Source organism: Microbacterium luticellae (assembly GCF_050408645.1).
Classification (GTDB): Bacteria; Actinomycetota; Actinomycetes; order Actinomycetales; family Microbacteriaceae; genus Microbacterium.
This window is the reverse complement of the sequence record NZ_JBNTKE010000005.1, coordinates 72645-88345: the sequence shown is the minus strand read 5'-3', so window position 1 is coordinate 88345 and position 15701 is coordinate 72645. Positions and strand designations below refer to the sequence as shown.

Sequence of the window (15701 nt, the reverse complement as noted above, 5' to 3'; positions counted from 1 at the left end):
CATGAATGATCCACTGGCAGCGCTACGTATCGACCCCAGCGGCCTGAGTGCTGCCGAGAGTCGGCTGGCCAAAAAGATCATGGCCGACCCAACCATCGTTATCGACCTGACGATTACCGATCTGGCCGTGCTGGGCGAAACGTCTCCTGCTACGGTCGCGCGTTTCGCGCAGACGCTGGGTTTTTCGGGTTATCGGCAGTTTCGCTTAGAAGTGGCACAGGCGCTCAGTCGAGAACAAGCCGAGCGAGAGCGCTTCGGTCTCGAAGAAGACGGTGTTCTCATTGATGACTCTGCAGCAGAGGTCGCATCAAAAATCGCGTATCAAGAGATGCGTGCCATCGAGCAAACAGCGCAGGGACTAGACAGTGACGATATTGATGCCTGCGCGCGACTGCTCGGCAGCGCGCAGCACATCGATGTCTTTGGCGTGGGAGCCTCGGCCCTGGCGGCCGCCGATTTGCATCTCAAGCTGACCCGGATTGGCCTGGCCGCCTGGCACAGCGTTGACGTGCACTTAGCTCTTGTGCAGGCCGCGCATCGGGGTGCTTCGGATGTCGCGGTAGGAATCACGCACTCGGGTATGACCCCCGAAGTTATTGAACCATTGCAGCTGGCACGATCGCGGGGCGTGCGCACAATTGTGATCAGCAATGCACCCGGGTCACCGGCAACCGCCCATGCCGACTATGTGCTGGTAACAAAAGCCCGGGAATCGGCTTTTCGTATCGGTGCGATGTCGAGTCGCATCGCGCAGCTGGCCGTCATCGACATTCTTTTTACTCGGATTGTGCAAAAGCACAGCGGTGGCAGCCGCGAAGAGTTGCAGCGCACGCGTCGAGCTATTGACCAGCACACGGGTTTGTTCCGCGACACCTATTCAAGATGATCGTGCGTGCTTGCCATTACGCGGCTAGCAAGACGATTGGCCCGTGCCAGTGATCCGGCCGGTGACAGCCCACTGAGAACCCCCGCGAGAAAGCCGGCAGCTATAGCGTCACTGCCGCCAATGCTCTCGATAAAACGGTGCTCGACCATGGGCGCGTCGGCCCGGTCATCACCAAAAAACGCTGTTGTGCCGCCGCGATGCGAAACGAGCAAATAGTGTGGCTCGCGAAGCTCTGAGCGCAGCGCGAGCGGATCATTGAGCTCAAAAACCTCGCGCATTTCTTCTTCGCTCACCAGCACCAGATCGGCACGGCGTGCCAGAGTCGCCAGCGCTTCGTGACCTTCCTGTTCGCGGCCGTGCCAGAGCGCCGCGCGCCAGTGCACGCTAAAGCTGCGAATGACCTCGCGAGAAACCGCGGGGTTATCGCGGTCAAACAGGTGAAGCTGCAGCTCACGGGCGGTCGAAGAAAGAGCCGTGGTCACGCCACTGGTGTGCACTGCCCGGGCTGACTGCAGCATCCGGATGGCAGAGGGCGTTTCTATGTCGGCGTGCGAAAGGCGACTGCCAGCGGATGCTGCACGGTAATAGTGCATGCGGCTATCGACGCCGCGCCCATTGACAGCCAGCTCTTTTATGTAGAGGCCGGTGGCTGCCTGGTCATCATAAGCGACAGCGTCGGTGGCTACACCGTGGCGCTGTAATTCATCGACAATAAAATGCCCGAAGCCGTCGTCGCCCAGGCGAGTGATCACCCCACTGGAGATTTCTGCATGGGCAAGCGCTATTGCCGTGTTGAGCTCGGCACCGGCCAGAGACCGGGTAAACGTGCGGGCGTGGGCGAGTGAACCGGCCGAGTCAGGAACAAAGACAACGAGCCCTTCACCAACACACACAACGGTAACCCCGGGTATTTGCGACACAATCAGACACTAGGCCGTGCCGTGCCCTGCACGCAACGGTGTGCTCACCCGGAACCAGCGGTGGGGCCGGTAGGCTGGGGAATCATGAACGACGCACCGATCGGAATCTTTGACTCTGGTGTTGGCGGGCTCACAGTGGCCAGAGCTATCCGAGCGCAGTTGCCCCAGGAATCGTTCGTTTATATCGGTGACACGGCACATTCTCCCTACGGTCCGAAGCCGATTGCCGATGTGCGTCGCTATGCACTTGAAGTGCTCGACACCCTCGTCGACCAGGGCGTAAAAATGCTTGTCATCGCATGCAACACGGCCTCGGCCGCAATGCTGCGCGACGCCCGTGAAAGATATTCCGTGCCCGTTATCGAAGTGATCGGCCCCGCCGTGAAACGTGCGATATCAACCACGCGGAACGGCCGCATCGGCGTTATCGCCACCGAGGGAACAATCTCTTCACGCGCGTATCAAGACATGCTCGAAGTCAACGAAGACATCGACGTTTTTACTGCCGCATGCCCGCGTTTCGTGGAGTTTGTTGAGGCCGGAGTCACCGGAACACCCGAAGTGCTTGCCGTGGCCGAAGACTATTTGGCACCTCTTCGCGAAGCCGATGTCGACACGCTCGTTTTGGGATGCACGCACTATCCGTTCTTGCGCGGCGCGATCAGCTACGTCATGGGTAGCGGCGTAAGCCTGGTCTCGAGCGACGACGAAACCGCGGCGGGTGTGTATAAGCAGCTCGTGCGCGCCGACCTGCTGGCACCAGAAAACTCTGTGCCCACCTATGTCTATGAGGCCACAGGAGCCTCGGCCGCCGAGTTCACGGCGCTAGCCAACAGACTCATGGGAGCAGAAATTCGCGATGTGCAGCTGGTGCAGACGGGTGTTATCGACCTGCCCGACCTCAGCGCACTCCACGACCACCACCGTGAAGGAGCATCATGACCATGACCGTTCGCGCCGATGGGCGCACACCCGACCAGCTACGTCCCGTCACAATTGAGCGCGGCTGGAGTGCTCACGCAGAAGGCTCGGCACTTATTTCATTTGGCGATACGCGGGTGCTATGCACGGCATCGTTTACGAACGGCGTGCCGCGCTGGCTGACAGGAAAAGGGCGCGGCTGGGTGACTGCCGAGTACTCGATGCTGCCGCGAGCCACGCATGACCGCAGCGACCGCGAGAGCGTGAAGGGGCGCATTGGAGGGCGTACGCACGAGATTTCTCGTCTCATTGGCCGAGCGTTGCGTGCCGTGGTTGACACACGAGCGCTGGGCGAGAACACGATTGTGATCGACTGCGATGTTCTGCAGGCCGACGGTGGCACACGCACGGCCGCCATTACCGGCGCATATGTGGCGCTCATGGACGCCGTCGCGTGGGGGCGTGAACAGAAGTTCATTGCACAGAAGGCTCGCGTTATCAGTGACTCTGTCGCTGCCGTATCGGTGGGCATCGTCGACAACGAACCGCTGCTCGATCTTGCCTATGTCGAAGACGTGCGGGCAGAGACCGATATGAACTTTGTGGTCACCGGTGATGGCCGCTTTGTTGAGGTGCAGGGAACCGCAGAGGGCGCACCTTTTGACCGTGATGAACTGAACGCTCTGCTCGACCATGGTCTGGCCGGCTGCGCACAGCTGCGCGATATTCAGCAGCAGGCACTGGCGGAGCACAGCGCATGAGTGTCGTCCGTGCGCCGCGTGATAGTTCCGCCCCCACCCGGGTGGTGCTGGCCACGCATAATCCGCACAAGGTGGCAGAGTTTCAGCAGATCGTTGCTCGCACGCATCCAAATATTGACGTTGTGGCCTATGACGGACCGGAGCCGGTAGAAGACGGCGTCACTTTTGCCGAGAATGCCCTGATCAAAGCGCGTGCGGCTGCAGCACATACGGGGCTGGTGGCAGTGGCCGACGACTCGGGTATCTGTGTGGATGTTCTCGGCGGTGCGCCGGGAATTTTTTCGGCGTACTGGGCCGGACACAAGAAAGATGCTCGGGCAAACCTAGAGCTGCTGCTCGATCAGCTCTCTGATGTTGCCGACCCGCATCGCAGCGCCCAGTTTGTGACAACCATTGCGATGGTGATCCCGGATGCCGCAGACCCCCGCGAGCACACGGTGCAGGGCGTCTGGCCCGGCCGCCTTGCCACGAAGGCACGCGGCGAGGGCGGTTTTGGTTATGATCCGGTGTTCATTCCGGATGGCCAGCCGCACGGTGCAGAACGTTCGGTGGGAGAGTTCAGCGACGAAGAAAAACAGTCACAGTCGCACCGGGCACGCGCCTTCGAAGCGCTTCTGCCGCTGCTCGCAGCTCTCTGATGAGAACCGTTACCGTTCCCGACTAGGTGCGAAAGATGCCACACATCGTGTTCTCTGCCTAGCCTGTAAGCATGCACGATCATGCTCCCGCCGCCACCGACTTTCGCAGTGGTAGTCACCGCCGTCTTTTGGTGTTGTCTTTGGCGATCACTTCGACGGTCATGGTGGTTCAGGTTGTCGGAGCGATCCTTAGCGGTTCGCTCGCTCTGCTTGCTGACGCCGCCCATATGTTTACCGATGCCTCGGCGCTGGTGATTGCGATCATCGCCAGCACGGTGGCTGCTCGCCCCGCCGACGACCGTCGCACCTTCGGCTATCAACGCGCCGAAGTATTTGGGGCCCTCATCAACGCGATCATTTTGACCGTGCTGGCAACGGTGGTTGCCGTGCAGGGGATTGGTCGGCTGCTGCATCCGGGTGAGGTGGAGGTAGCCGGCCCACTCATGCTGGCGGTGGCGGCTGTGGGAATGCTTGCGAACGCACTGTCGATGTGGCTGTTGTCGCGCGCACAAAAAACGAGCATTAACGTGCGCGGCGCGTACCTGGAGGTGATGGGCGATCTGATCGGGTCGATCGGGGTTATCGTGGCGGCCATCATTATTATTGCCACCGGCTGGGTTCCGGCCGACGCGATCGCGTCACTGTTCATTGCGGTCATGATTGTGCCGCGGGCCGTGTCACTACTGCGTGAAGTGTTTTCGGTACTGGCCGAATCCGCACCCAAGGGTACGGCGGTGAGCGAGATTCGCGAGCACCTGCTCGGGTACGACGGTGTTGTGGGTGTGCACGACGTGCACGTGTGGCAGCTGACGCGGGGAGCCCCCGTGTTCACAGCGCATATTCGCGTCGACCCGCAGGTGCTTCGCGACGGGCGTGCGGGGCCGCTACTGGCGGAGTTTGAACAGTGCCTCGCCGACCATTTCGACGTTGAACATTCGACGTTCCAGCTCGAACCGGCCGACCATGAAGAGTGCGAAGCTCTCCACGACTAACCCTGTACCACCACAGTTCGCGGCACACTAGAAGTACTGGTTGCCGGAAGTGCTAGTTGTCAGAAGTACTAGTTGTCGGTGCCTGCGGTCGCGGCGGTTTCCGCCTGCTGTTTCTCTGCCGCAAGAGCCTGTGCGTCTTTTTGTGCGTGGCGGCGTTCGATCAGCACGTGGCCCACAGCGATGAGCGCGGTGCCCACAACAGCCGCCAACAGAACAAGGTCAATGTAGGCAACGACAAGGTCGCGAATCCACGGAATATAGGCCACAACGTAGCCGAGGAGTGTAAGACCGTAACCCCAGACGACAGCGCCAATGAGGTTGTAGAGCGAGTAACGCTTCCACGGCATGTGGCCGATGCCTGCCGCAACCGGCGTGAACGTGCGAACGACGGGAACAAACCGCGCAAGAATAACCGTGAGGCCACCGAAACGCTCAAAGAAGGCGTTGGTTCGTTCGACGTTGCGCTTACTGAAGACACCGGACTCTTTGCGTTCAAACACCGCAGGGCCACCCTTGTGGCCAATAAAGTAGCCGACTTCACCACCCACGAACGCAGAAATCATGATGAGCGTGCCAACAATCCAAATGTTGGTGCCAAAAACATTGTTGGTGTGGGTGAGTAGCCCCGAGATAACCAGCAGTGTGTCGCCGGGAAAGAAGAAGCCGACGAGAAGACCCGTCTCGGCAAAAATGATGAGGCACACAACGAGCAGAGCCCACGGTCCTGCCGAGTGGATGATCAACTGGGGGTCAAGCCAGGGGATCAAAGCAAGTTGGTGCACAGTGGGGTCCTGTCGTTAAGAAAAATGTGAAGAAAAAACGGTGCTGTTCACTGTGCGGAAGGTGGGACTTGAACCCACACGCCCAAAGGCACAGGAACCTAAATCCTGCGTGTCTGCCAATTCCACCACTCCCGCGGGCATGAACAGTCTACGGCAGGCCAGGTCACGCTCACCTGTATATCTCCCGTCAGTCGCGCTCGAGAGCGATCTTTACTTTCGGAGCTCGTCGTGTCTTGGCGATAAAGAGTTGACTCAGTAGCCAGATATGTGACTATGCTCATAGGTGCACTTGCACATAAGGAAGTCAAAGGAGAGCCGTGAAACTCGAATTCATCTTGTTGGGTGTGCTCGCGTTTCGGTCGTACTCGGGGTATGACCTCACGAAATGGTTTGATCGCGAAGGGCAGTTTTTGCGGTCCAACGTGCATCACAGTCAGATATATCGCGCGTTGGGGAAGATGGTCGCGAACGGCCTGGTGGAGTACACCGTGCATTCCAGTGAGGGGCGCCCGGATGCAAAGGTCTATCGGATTACCGAGACCGGACGTGCCCTTTTGGTGGAGGTTGCTCGTTCGCCATACCAACCGCCGAGCAGGTTCCAAGATCCTGAATTCGTTAGTCGTTTGTGGTTTCTCACCATCGTTGCTCCCGACGAGATCGTTGACCTCATCGACACGGAGCTTGCGTTTCGTACCGCGCAAGTTGCGGCTAGCCGTGGTCGATCGTTGAGTATCGACAGCGCCGATGCGGTACCTGATGACGTGCGAGCCCGCGCTCACGATATTCATTTACGCATTCATGAGCATGGAAAAAATGCCGTGGACGCCTGGATTCAGTGGCTCGAGACCACCCGGGCGGAACTACAGCAAAACAACAAGCAGGAAGGCAACTGATGAAAGCCATCGTCGTCATGTTTGACACTTTGAATCGCCGGATGCTGCCGCCCTATGGCGCAGAGGGGATTGTTGCTCCGAACTTCGAGCGACTTGCTCAGCGCTCCGTGATCTTCGACAACTGCTACGGCGGATCGATGCCATGCATGCCTGCGCGGCGAGAACTACACACTGGGCGCTACAACTTTTTGCACCGAAGCTGGGGACCCTTGGAACCGTTTGACGATTCCATTCCCGAGATGCTCGGTGAAGCGGGAGTGCATACGCACTTGAGTACCGATCATGCGCACTATTGGGAAGACGGTGGAGCGACGTATCACACACGCTTTACGACGTTTGAATTGTTTCGGGGCCAGGAAGGAGACCCCTGGAAGGGGCAGGTGCGTGATCCGGAGATTCCCGATAGCGTTCCCAGCCTCAACCGGGCGTTGAAAGCTGACCTGTGGCGTCAGGACTGGATCAACCGAACGCACATGCAAGAGAAGTCCCAGCACTCTCAGACGCTCACGTTTGATGCGGGGATCGAGTTTATTGACACAAACGCCGCTGAAGACGGCTGGTTCGTTCAGATTGAGACGTTTGATCCGCACGAGCCGTTCTTCAGTTACCCCGAGCACAAACGCCATTACGACACGGGCTATCAGGGTCCGCGATTTGACTGGCCTGACTACTCACGGGTCGTTGAAGATGACGATGTGGTTGAGCATGGCAGGGCGGAATATAAGGCTCTTCTGACGATGTGTGATGAGTCGCTCGGACGAGTGCTCGATGCGATGGACGAGCACGATCTGTGGAAAGACACCATGCTCATCGTGTGCACAGACCACGGACTCCTGCTCGGTGAGCACGGGTGGTGGGGCAAGATGGTGCAGCCATGGTATGACGAGACCATCCATACGCCCCTATTCGTATGGGACCCTCGCACGCGTCTTCGCGACGAGCGGCGCGGGGCTCTGGTGCAAACGATCGACCTCGGCCCCACACTGCTTGATTTTTTCGGAGTCGCACCCACAGCCGATATGCAGGGTCGCTCGGTCGCGCCGGTTCTGGAATCGGACACGCCGGTGCGTGACTACGCACTGTTTGGCACGTTTGGCGGCCACGCGTGCATCACCGACGGCCGATATGTGTATATGCGCTCCAGCGCAACACCGCAGAATCAGCCGCTGTACGAGTACACGCTGATGCCCACTCGTATGCGCGGCTTTTTCAGCACGCAGGATCTCGCCAACGTGACCCTCGCTGAGCCGTTTTCGTTCACGAAGGGTTTGCACACGCTGCAGACGCCGGGGAGCACATATTTCAACCCGTATTCGTTCGGCACACTGCTGTATGACCTCGAGCATGATCCTCATCAGCGTGACCCTCTCATTGATGATGAGCTCGAGTTACGGATGGCTACGGCGCTCAGAGACCTTTTAAGAGCCACCGATGTTCCTTTGTCGCAGTTTGAGCGGCTGGGCTTACCTTCGGAGGGCGCTCTGACATCCGAACACTTGCTCATTCGGGATCAATGGACCCAGGTTGAGCAGTCACGCCAGCCTGCAGTGAAGCCGGGTGATTTTGGTGAACTCGGTGAAGTGCTGGCGGTTCCTGTGTCGGAACTCATGGCAGAAGACGCACATAAATCGGTGTTGTTAGCGCATCTTCCCATGCTGAGCGACCCGCAGTATCAATCCTTCGTTGGTGCGCTGACGTTATTGCAGATCGCAGCTATTGCGAACGGAATGATTTCGCGACCACAACTGTCTGCGTTGGCCGAGGCGCTCACGCAGTCGAAATGACCCTTCTCCCTGACGGCCAAGCATTCGCACGGCCGCATTCTTCGGTACACAAAGGAGTGACATGTCCGAAGCGAACATGACAGTCGATGACTCACGGCCCCAGACGATAGCAACACCGACGGATCCGGGCGTGCGTCATCGCGTACGCAACCTTTTCGTTGTCGGCGGTTCCATGACCGTCGATGGCGGAGAAGGTGGCGTGGTCAATGGGCTTTTCCCCGTGATTCAGGCGTCTTTGTCACTGGGTATGAGTGCGCTAGGCATATTGACTGCGGCAGGCCGCCTGGTCAATATGATCGCCGGTCCTTTCTGGGTGTGGTTAGCGCGCAAAACCAGCCGCAAATTCGTTCTTGCTCTGGCCACGGGGTTCTGGGGCGCTTGGGCATTTGGTGCGGCGCTGTCACAGAACTTTACGCAACTGCTGATTTTTTACACGATTGCTGCAGCTGGTTTCGCGGCCAGCCATGCCATCATCCCCGAGGTGATTGGTGACTCTTTCGAGGATCGCAAGCGCGGGCGGGTGAGCGGCCTGTTGTATGGCGGTACGGCTGCGCTTGGTTCGCTCTTGGCACCGCTGATTGGCCAGCTGGCAAACGTGGAGGACGGGTGGCGGTACGGTTTTGCTATCTTCGGCGGACTAAACATTGTGTTTGGTTTGCTCATCGTGATCTTTTATCGTGACCCCGCTTCTGGCAGTGCGGAGCGGCAGTTAGCTGACCTCTCGGCCGAACAACGGTCGAAGACGTCGAAGGTGACGTGGTCCTCGGTTGTTTCACTGATGAAGATCCGAAGCTTTACGGTGCTGCTGCTGAGTCGAATGCTCTCTAGCCATATGCTCTTTGGTGCGTTTGGCGTGGTGTTGCTGGTTCAGGACTTCGGGTTGACTACGGCTTTGGCAGCCAGCGTCATGGCACCGTTCGGCATTGGTTACTTAGCCGGAACCTTTATTGGTGGGTTCCTCAGTGATGGGCTGAACAAGCTTTCACCCAACTATGGTCGTGTTGGTCTTTTACAGGGTGCACAGTTCTTGTTCGCCCTCGTCGCCGCTATCACCCTTTTTGGTGGGTTCTCGGGCCTAGCGCCGTTCCTGCTGATGTTTGGTCTCCTCGGTGTTGCGCAAGGTCTGAACCCAGGGGTGAACCGACCGCTGGTAATGGCCATTGTTCCTCCGGAGTTGCGGGGCGCAGCATTTGCGATTTTTGTCTCGATTGTTGAGTCACTTGGTTTTGCCATCTACTCGCTCGTCGGTGGATTCCTTGCGGAAAGTATTGGTTTGACCGCCGTGATGTTTTGGCTTGTCGTTGTCGTGATGACGATCAACGGTGTTGTGCTGACGGCTCTTTACCCGATCTATCATCGAGACCGCGACGCGATGACCGCTGAGCTCGAGCAACGGCGTCGCCAGGTGGTTCGATAACTCGATACGCGTTCCGCCAGATGACATTCACGATTGTCCACAGCATCCGACCCGGTGCTGTGGACAATCGTGTGCGGCCTGCGGGCGCCGTGATCGTGCACTGGGTAGGTGATCGGCGTGCCTGCGACAGCCGATTAGGGTTGTGAGCATGCACGATCGGGTCGCTTCGCGCGGGTTAGCGGATTCTTCTTTCGACGCTGTGGCCTTTCTTGCCGCACTGATGGTGTGTGCGGCCGCTCCTGTGCTGTTCGTGGCGCAGGTGCGTTGGGGCGGTTGGATTTTGTTGGTCGTGGGTGTGGCGCTGGCGTTGCTGCGAGAGCAACGGCGGGTGTGGCATCCGGATGCTTCGCTCACGCGCGACCTTTCGCTGATCGCCGCGGGTCTTGCGGTCGTGAGCACCATTTCTTTAGCGGCTGAGCTTGATAACGCTGCGATGGTTCGGTTTACGCTTGCTCTTGGCGGTGCGGTTGTTGTGCCGTATGTGATCTCGCGGTTTGTGTATCGGGATCGTGCAATCTCTTTTCCGTGGCGTGCAGGCGCACGATGGGGCAGATTGCACTGGGGCTGGCTGATCGCGGTGCTCGTTCTAGGTTGGCTTATTCTGCCGTTCTATTTCATAACCAGCGGGGTATATACCAACTGGCCCATCGTAGATACTCCCGAACTCATCGCCCGACTGTTTGTGGGTGTGGGAGCTGTGGGTATTTGGGACGAACTGTTTTTTATCTGCACCGTGTTTGTGCTGCTGCGCCGCCACTTCCCGGCGGCAGTGGCGAACGGTTTGCAGACGATCGTGTTTGTGTCGTTTTTGTGGGAGCTGGGATACCAGGCGTGGGGGCCCGTGCTGACGATCCCCTTCGCGCTGCTACAGGGCATTATTTTTATGCGCACGCGGTCACTCGGCTACGTGGTCACTGTGCACCTGCTCTTCGACGCGGTCGTGTTTGCCGTTCTCGTGCACGCGCACAACCCCGGTATGCTGCCACTGTTTCTCGTGTGATGGTCGGCCCGGATGCAGCATCCGGATGTGCCTGTGGATAGTTTCTGACTCGTTTTCTGCCAACTTGCCATGATGCTCGGGTGACCCAGCCTTCAGTTCTCGTCGCCGAGCGCGTGCGTGAGCGTCTGCGCCGCGAACATATTGACCCCACGGTGTCGGCGCAGATGACGCGGCGAATCGCGCAGGCCGAGGTGCGCCACTACAACGACCATGCGCTCTCGACGGGTGCGCCGACGGTCGACGACGAACATGCGTGCGTGCGCGATGTGCTGGCTGCTGTGAGCGGTTTTGGTGCCCTGCAGCCGCTGCTTGATGACCCGACGATTGAAGAGGTGTGGCTCAACGGCGACGGCTGGGTGCATGTGGCGCGCAGTGGTCAGCATGAGCGCATATCGTTGCGGTTAGAAGCCTCGATGATTCGCGACCTGGTAGAGCGGATGCTGCAGACGACAGGCCGTCGTGTTGATTTTCACCAGCCCTTTGTTGACGCCTCGCTGCCAGACGGTTCGCGGTTGCACGTTGCTATTGCCGATGTGGTGCGGGGCGGCTGGTCGCTGAACATTCGTAAGTTCTTGCCGCGGCTCAAAACGCTCGACTCACTGGTGGAGCAGGGTGCAATGCCCGCCGCGGTTTCCGACATGCTGGCGCAGGCGATGCGCGCCGGGCGCAGTGTGATTGTGAGCGGGGCAACCCATGCCGGAAATACCACATGGGAAATCTGACGCCACTACGCTGGCGCGGAATCGTCACCTTTCTTGGGTGGTCGCCGTCGCCAGACCCGGGTGAAATCGTCCACACGCTTCCATGACGTGACAGCTCCACCTCCATCGGTCTTGAGCTTCTGGAGCGCGGTCTCGAAGTCCGGATCTGCTGGGAGGTCGACCGCCGTGGTTCCGCGCTCAAGCAGGTCGCGATAGGGGCTCGGGAGTTGCTGGATGTACCCCACGAGCTCATCAATGGCACTCTGCGATGCGCTGAGGTTTAGCATTGCGGCCTTTAGCGGCGTCGAAACGGTGCTCTGTTGCACGAGTTGAGCGGTGTCGTGAGGCAGCGGCGTCGAGGTTGTGGTTGCCCATTCTGCGGCTGCTTCGAGGACGTCGTCGGTGGCGTTCTGCGGAGTCTGGGGCAGTCCGTTGACGATCAGCGTCTTGATTCCGTCCTTGACGTGATCATCGCGCAGGAGGAGTGCCAGGACCGCTGGTGTGAGGGAGAGCTGCGCGAAGTAGTTTTCCGCGTCCGTAGAGCTGATGATGAAGGCCACCTGCGCGCCCTGGGACTTGCTCAGTGCGGCGAACGTGTCGGGGTCATCCGCGAGCAGTCCAGCTTGCATCAGACCTGAAATGAGGTCTGGTTCTCGTGCAGAGATTCTGCTGATCGCGAGGGGTTCGCGTGCGATCGACTTGGCTAGGTTCAAGCGGTTGGCTACGGTGAGCGTTTTGACGTTCAGGAGCTGAGTCGCAAGCAGTTCTTGTTGCTCAGTGCTGGCATCACTCGCGTCGATAGACGGTTGAGCTTCCAGGAAGTTGACCAGTGCTTCGTCGATGGTGCATGCCTCGATGTATGCGTTGACGTTGGAGAAGTTGAGCGCGAAACGCTGGGCTCGAGCGAGCAACGTCTTGAGGCTGTCGGGGACGGTAGTGAGGTCTTGGACTTTGGCGCCCCTGGGAAGACGGGTGAGCAGTTGCATCGACTCTCCCGATTTGGATGCCTCGACGGCTGTCATGATCTCGATGAGGGAGTCCATGTTGCGGAGGCTTGGCTCTGACGGATTCGTGCCGTCGAGTGCGGCGAGGTACTCGTCGAAGTGCGCCAGGACGTGATCGGATACGTCCTGTCCTGCTTCGAAGACCTTGTCGATACCGATCTCGTCAGTTCCGTCAAGGATGATTCGAAGGTTTTCTTCGGTTACTCGGTATTGACGTGCCGCAATGATTTCTTGGAGTGCTGTGCGAGACAGGTCTCGAAGCGACGGTAGTCGGACTCCAAGATGTTGGAGGACTTCGACGGTCAGGGTAGCTTCACGGGCGTCCTCGGTGAGGTTCCGGATCTTGTTGTAGTTGGCGGCGATGCGCTCGCGCACGGGTTCCGGTACTGGATACTCGGTGGCGAGATCAACTCCGTCAAGTGCCGCGATCGCGAGCCGTGTGATTTCATCTTCGGCCTGTTCAGAGATGAACACGAATACCTCATCCCACAGCGGGGCGAGGCGCTCGAAGAGCTGCTCTTGATGCTTACCTTCTGCGATGTATGCCTCGATGAATTCAGCACCGGACGGTCGGACCCACGAAAGGAGCTTCAGGTTGCGTTCGAGCCGCGTGTCGGAAGCTTTGAGGAGCGTGTCATACACGGCGATGTTGAAGAGACCGGTCGAGTTGAAGACTCCTGGGCCTCCTTCACGCAGGACGGCTTCAACTTCTTCAGGCTTCAGTGGGTAGCGGTACGAGGGTTGTTCAGCGCGCACATGCTGGATGAGGAAGCTCATCGCATCCGCGGAGGCCACCTCACCATGGAACTCGGACATGTAGAGGTGGTAGTTGCGATCGATGTGCCCGTCAAGAAGGAGGTCCTTCAGGAGTGGATCGGCTACTGCCTCGACGTACGTCGTCCGGAAGTCAACTTCCGTCTTGTCCTTGCGGTGCAATTCTCGTCTTGGATCGGTGAGTGCGTGGAAGTCCGCGGAGCGAAGCCACTGCTGAATACCTCGAAGGCGCTGCAGTTCCGCGATGTGCGCTGCCTTCTTCTGGACAGCCCAACGTTCTGGCACTGTTGTTCCTAGCTCAGCTCGCAACCCGGCGGCATCAATGTTGAACACCGCCGTTGAAGATGCCAACACTTCGATAACAGTTCCCTTATCGATGACGCCTTCCCAGAATTTCGGTGTGCTGATCTCGGTGGTCGCTTGAACCTTGCCGTTGACCGCGAACCGGAGATTCTGCGGCTGATGACCGAGTCGGGGCAGCCAGCGTTCGGCGAGTGTCTGGAGTGCTGTCCCGAGCTGTTCCGCACGGGCGACGGTCTCGGCGACTGGATCGGCTTGTGCGTCGACGGTGGCGATCTCGTCGGCCACTTCTGCCAAACCCTCGTCGATGATCTCGCGAGAGATCCGATAGAGGCGGTCGAGGGAGCTGTCTCCCACACGTATGAGTTCGAAGTCAGCGAGGCGCGTGTTCTTGAACGCGACCATCGCGAACAGCTTGCTCGGGGTGAGCCCCTTGAGCTTCTTCGGAACGAGGACACGGGTCTGAAATACGCGGTACTCGTTGATGATGTTCAACAGCAACCGCATGTCCGTGACATGTTTGGCGACGATGCTGAGCACTTCGATCGACACGGAAGAGTCGACCTTCTTCATCATCTTCACCAGAAGGTCGCGCGAGTTCTGATGGGTGATGAACGGAACGATCGGGACGACGAGATCGAAGAACTTGGTGCGCTGCGTCGGCGGATTGGATAGCGAGCTGTGCGCTTGCCAGACTCCGGACTTCTCTGCCGGGTCAGGCTGAGCTGGTTTCTTCTGCGGGGGTTCGGCCGGTGGTGAGGGTGGCTTGGTCAGGTCTTCGAAGATGCTGTCCCGTACGGCGTAGATGAAATGGACCGGGCGTCGATGCAGCTGCCGTGATGTGTTGAGGATGGTGTTGAGGGCTCGTAGGGATCCGTAAATGGCGGGATTTTTGAATCTGTCGAGGTCTTCGATGATAAGGATCGTCCGTCGCGTTTTTTCGAAGAAGTAGACGATCTCGTCAAGGTATTTGTCGAAGAATGATCCGTCCTCTCCCGCACTGTCCGTTTTCAGGCTGACGGATGCCGATGCTGTGCCCAGTTTGTCGACGCTGACACGATTGTGGAGCAACGACTGAAGGGCGAAGGCAAGGATTGCCACGCCAGCACCGATTGCGAGCAAGAGGAACAGCCGCTCGCTTTCTCGCTCAGGTGGGAGATCCAGCGGGGCGCCGAGGCCGGTGAGCCAGAGAATCCCTGTCGCGACCGCACCGATCACGGCCGAGATGAGGATGGTCCGCCAGAGCGGGAGGCGGCTGATGCGACGAAATCGTGACCCGGGTAGCTTGCTCGTTCGTTCTCGGTAGAGGAGCTGCTTGACGATTTCCTTCTGGATCAGGTTGTTGGTCTCGTCTTCATCGGCGTCAGCTTGGACGCCGATGTCGCTGAGCGATGACAGGGAGATCTCGACGACCCTTCGTGGAAGCTCTGCACGGACCGAAGCGAGAACACTGCTCTTCCCGCTGCCGTAGCTGCCGGTCAACGCGATGTTCCAAACGTTGTGGCGACGCTTCCGGTCACGGAGGAGCGAGACGAGTTCCGTGCTGTATACGTCGTGCTGCTCTGCGATTGGTTCGGGAGTGAGCGGCCGAAGGCTTAGGGGCTGTGAGGTCCGTGCCTGCCAGAACTGCCACCAGCGCCGCGGCTTCTCACTCTCGGCAATTTTTTCGACTGGCAATGCTCCTCCTTTGGACGTGAGGCAGCACGGTGCGTGGTCGACAGTCTCCAGATTCCTCAGGGAGTTGAGCCAGATACTGGCCTCGTGTCCGATGTTATCGGCAGGCACATACATCCCCATGCAATCGCATCCTTACCCGGCGATCACGTCGGAGGGAGGTCGAGAGCGTGAGTCTCCCGCTCACGCCTGAGCACTTCTGAAAGGCTAGAGCTGTTGGCCCATGATTGGGCCGCCAGTTTTCTTGGGTGAGA

13 protein-coding genes and 1 tRNA gene are annotated in these 15701 nt (G+C 58.9%); 10 read left to right on the top strand and 4 right to left on the bottom strand.

What is annotated here, in order from left to right:
- Position 1 precedes the first annotated feature (1 nt).
- Positions 2 to 886 carry a MurR/RpiR family transcriptional regulator gene (locus ACQUSW_RS12190; RefSeq protein WP_428932577.1) on the top strand — a complete coding sequence of 295 codons (885 nt, stop codon included), beginning with the start codon at positions 2 to 4 and terminating at the stop codon, positions 884 to 886.
- Here ACQUSW_RS12190 and ACQUSW_RS12185 read toward each other — a convergent pair.
- Positions 874 to 1806, bottom strand: coding sequence for a sugar kinase (locus ACQUSW_RS12185; protein ID WP_428932576.1), 933 nt, complete (start codon positions 1804 to 1806; stop codon positions 874 to 876). The genes ACQUSW_RS12190 and ACQUSW_RS12185 overlap by 13 nt on opposite strands.
- Positions 1807 to 1890: 84 nt before the next feature.
- Between ACQUSW_RS12185 and murI the strand changes: the two genes are divergently transcribed.
- From murI to ACQUSW_RS12165, 4 genes are all read left to right on the top strand, one after another.
- On the top strand, positions 1891 to 2748 hold the full coding sequence (gene murI, locus ACQUSW_RS12180; RefSeq protein ID WP_428932575.1) for a glutamate racemase: 858 nt from the start codon (positions 1891 to 1893) through the stop codon (positions 2746 to 2748).
- Positions 2745 to 3488: a ribonuclease PH gene (gene rph / locus ACQUSW_RS12175; protein ID WP_428932574.1), complete on the top strand. Its 744-nt coding sequence runs from the start codon at positions 2745 to 2747 to the stop codon at positions 3486 to 3488. The genes murI and rph overlap by 4 nt, the downstream gene beginning before the upstream one ends.
- Positions 3485 to 4126, top strand: coding sequence for an RdgB/HAM1 family non-canonical purine NTP pyrophosphatase (rdgB, locus tag ACQUSW_RS12170; RefSeq protein WP_428932573.1), 642 nt, complete (start codon positions 3485 to 3487; stop codon positions 4124 to 4126). Before rph ends, rdgB begins: the two co-directional genes overlap by 4 nt.
- Before the next feature lie 71 nt (positions 4127 to 4197).
- On the top strand, positions 4198 to 5118 hold the full coding sequence (locus ACQUSW_RS12165) for a cation diffusion facilitator family transporter (RefSeq protein WP_428932572.1): 921 nt from the start codon (positions 4198 to 4200) through the stop codon (positions 5116 to 5118).
- A 68-nt stretch (positions 5119 to 5186) separates the two neighbouring features.
- Here ACQUSW_RS12165 and ACQUSW_RS12160 read toward each other — a convergent pair whose 3' ends face one another.
- On the bottom strand, positions 5187 to 5900 hold the full coding sequence (locus ACQUSW_RS12160; protein ID WP_428932571.1) for a DedA family protein: 714 nt from the start codon (positions 5898 to 5900) through the stop codon (positions 5187 to 5189).
- A 53-nt stretch (positions 5901 to 5953) separates the two neighbouring features.
- A tRNA-Leu gene (locus ACQUSW_RS12155) sits at positions 5954 to 6035 on the bottom strand.
- Positions 6036 to 6217: 182 nt separating this feature from the next.
- On the opposite strand from ACQUSW_RS12155, the gene ACQUSW_RS12150 reads away from it, so the two are divergent.
- The 5 genes from ACQUSW_RS12150 to ACQUSW_RS12130 all read left to right on the top strand — a co-directional run bounded on the left by ACQUSW_RS12150 (position 6218) and on the right by ACQUSW_RS12130 (position 11716).
- Positions 6218 to 6793, top strand: coding sequence for a PadR family transcriptional regulator (locus tag ACQUSW_RS12150; RefSeq protein WP_428932570.1), 576 nt, complete (start codon positions 6218 to 6220; stop codon positions 6791 to 6793).
- Complete coding sequence (locus ACQUSW_RS12145) at positions 6793 to 8577, top strand: sulfatase (RefSeq protein WP_428932569.1); 1785 nt, start codon at positions 6793 to 6795, stop codon at positions 8575 to 8577. Before ACQUSW_RS12150 ends, ACQUSW_RS12145 begins: the two co-directional genes overlap by 1 nt.
- A gap of 61 nt (positions 8578 to 8638) precedes the next feature.
- Positions 8639 to 9994: an MFS transporter gene (locus tag ACQUSW_RS12140; RefSeq protein ID WP_428932568.1), complete on the top strand. Its 1356-nt coding sequence runs from the start codon at positions 8639 to 8641 to the stop codon at positions 9992 to 9994.
- 148 nt (positions 9995 to 10142) lie between these two features.
- Positions 10143 to 10994, top strand: a complete 852-nt coding sequence (locus tag ACQUSW_RS12135) for a CPBP family intramembrane glutamic endopeptidase (protein ID WP_428932567.1) — start codon at positions 10143 to 10145, stop codon at positions 10992 to 10994.
- An 80-nt stretch (positions 10995 to 11074) separates the two neighbouring features.
- Positions 11075 to 11716 carry an ATPase, T2SS/T4P/T4SS family gene (locus ACQUSW_RS12130; protein WP_428932566.1) on the top strand — a complete coding sequence of 214 codons (642 nt, stop codon included), beginning with the start codon at positions 11075 to 11077 and terminating at the stop codon, positions 11714 to 11716.
- Between the two features lie 5 nt (positions 11717 to 11721).
- Here ACQUSW_RS12130 and ACQUSW_RS12125 read toward each other — a convergent pair whose 3' ends face one another.
- Entirely contained in the window at positions 11722 to 15570 is a 3849-nt protein-coding gene (locus tag ACQUSW_RS12125) for a YobI family P-loop NTPase (protein ID WP_428932565.1), read from the bottom strand.
- Positions 15571 to 15701 lie beyond the last annotated feature (131 nt).

What these genes read in the sequence shown, in the direction of transcription:
- ACQUSW_RS12190 (WP_428932577.1), top strand. Translation starts at nt 2, where the DNA reads ATGAATGATCCACTGGCAGCGCTACGTATCGACCCCAGCGGCCTGAGT.
- murI (WP_428932575.1), top strand. Translation starts at nt 1,891, where the DNA reads ATGAACGACGCACCGATCGGAATCTTTGACTCTGGTGTTGGCGGGCTC.
- rph (WP_428932574.1), top strand. Translation starts at nt 2,745, where the DNA reads ATGACCATGACCGTTCGCGCCGATGGGCGCACACCCGACCAGCTACGT.
- rdgB (WP_428932573.1), top strand. Translation starts at nt 3,485, where the DNA reads ATGAGTGTCGTCCGTGCGCCGCGTGATAGTTCCGCCCCCACCCGGGTG.
- ACQUSW_RS12165 (WP_428932572.1), top strand. Translation starts at nt 4,198, where the DNA reads ATGCACGATCATGCTCCCGCCGCCACCGACTTTCGCAGTGGTAGTCAC.
- ACQUSW_RS12145 (WP_428932569.1), top strand. Translation starts at nt 6,793, where the DNA reads ATGAAAGCCATCGTCGTCATGTTTGACACTTTGAATCGCCGGATGCTG.
- ACQUSW_RS12140 (WP_428932568.1), top strand. Translation starts at nt 8,639, where the DNA reads ATGTCCGAAGCGAACATGACAGTCGATGACTCACGGCCCCAGACGATA.
- ACQUSW_RS12135 (WP_428932567.1), top strand. Translation starts at nt 10,143, where the DNA reads ATGCACGATCGGGTCGCTTCGCGCGGGTTAGCGGATTCTTCTTTCGAC.
- ACQUSW_RS12125 (WP_428932565.1), bottom strand. Translation starts at nt 15,570, where the DNA reads ATGGGGATGTATGTGCCTGCCGATAACATCGGACACGAGGCCAGTATC.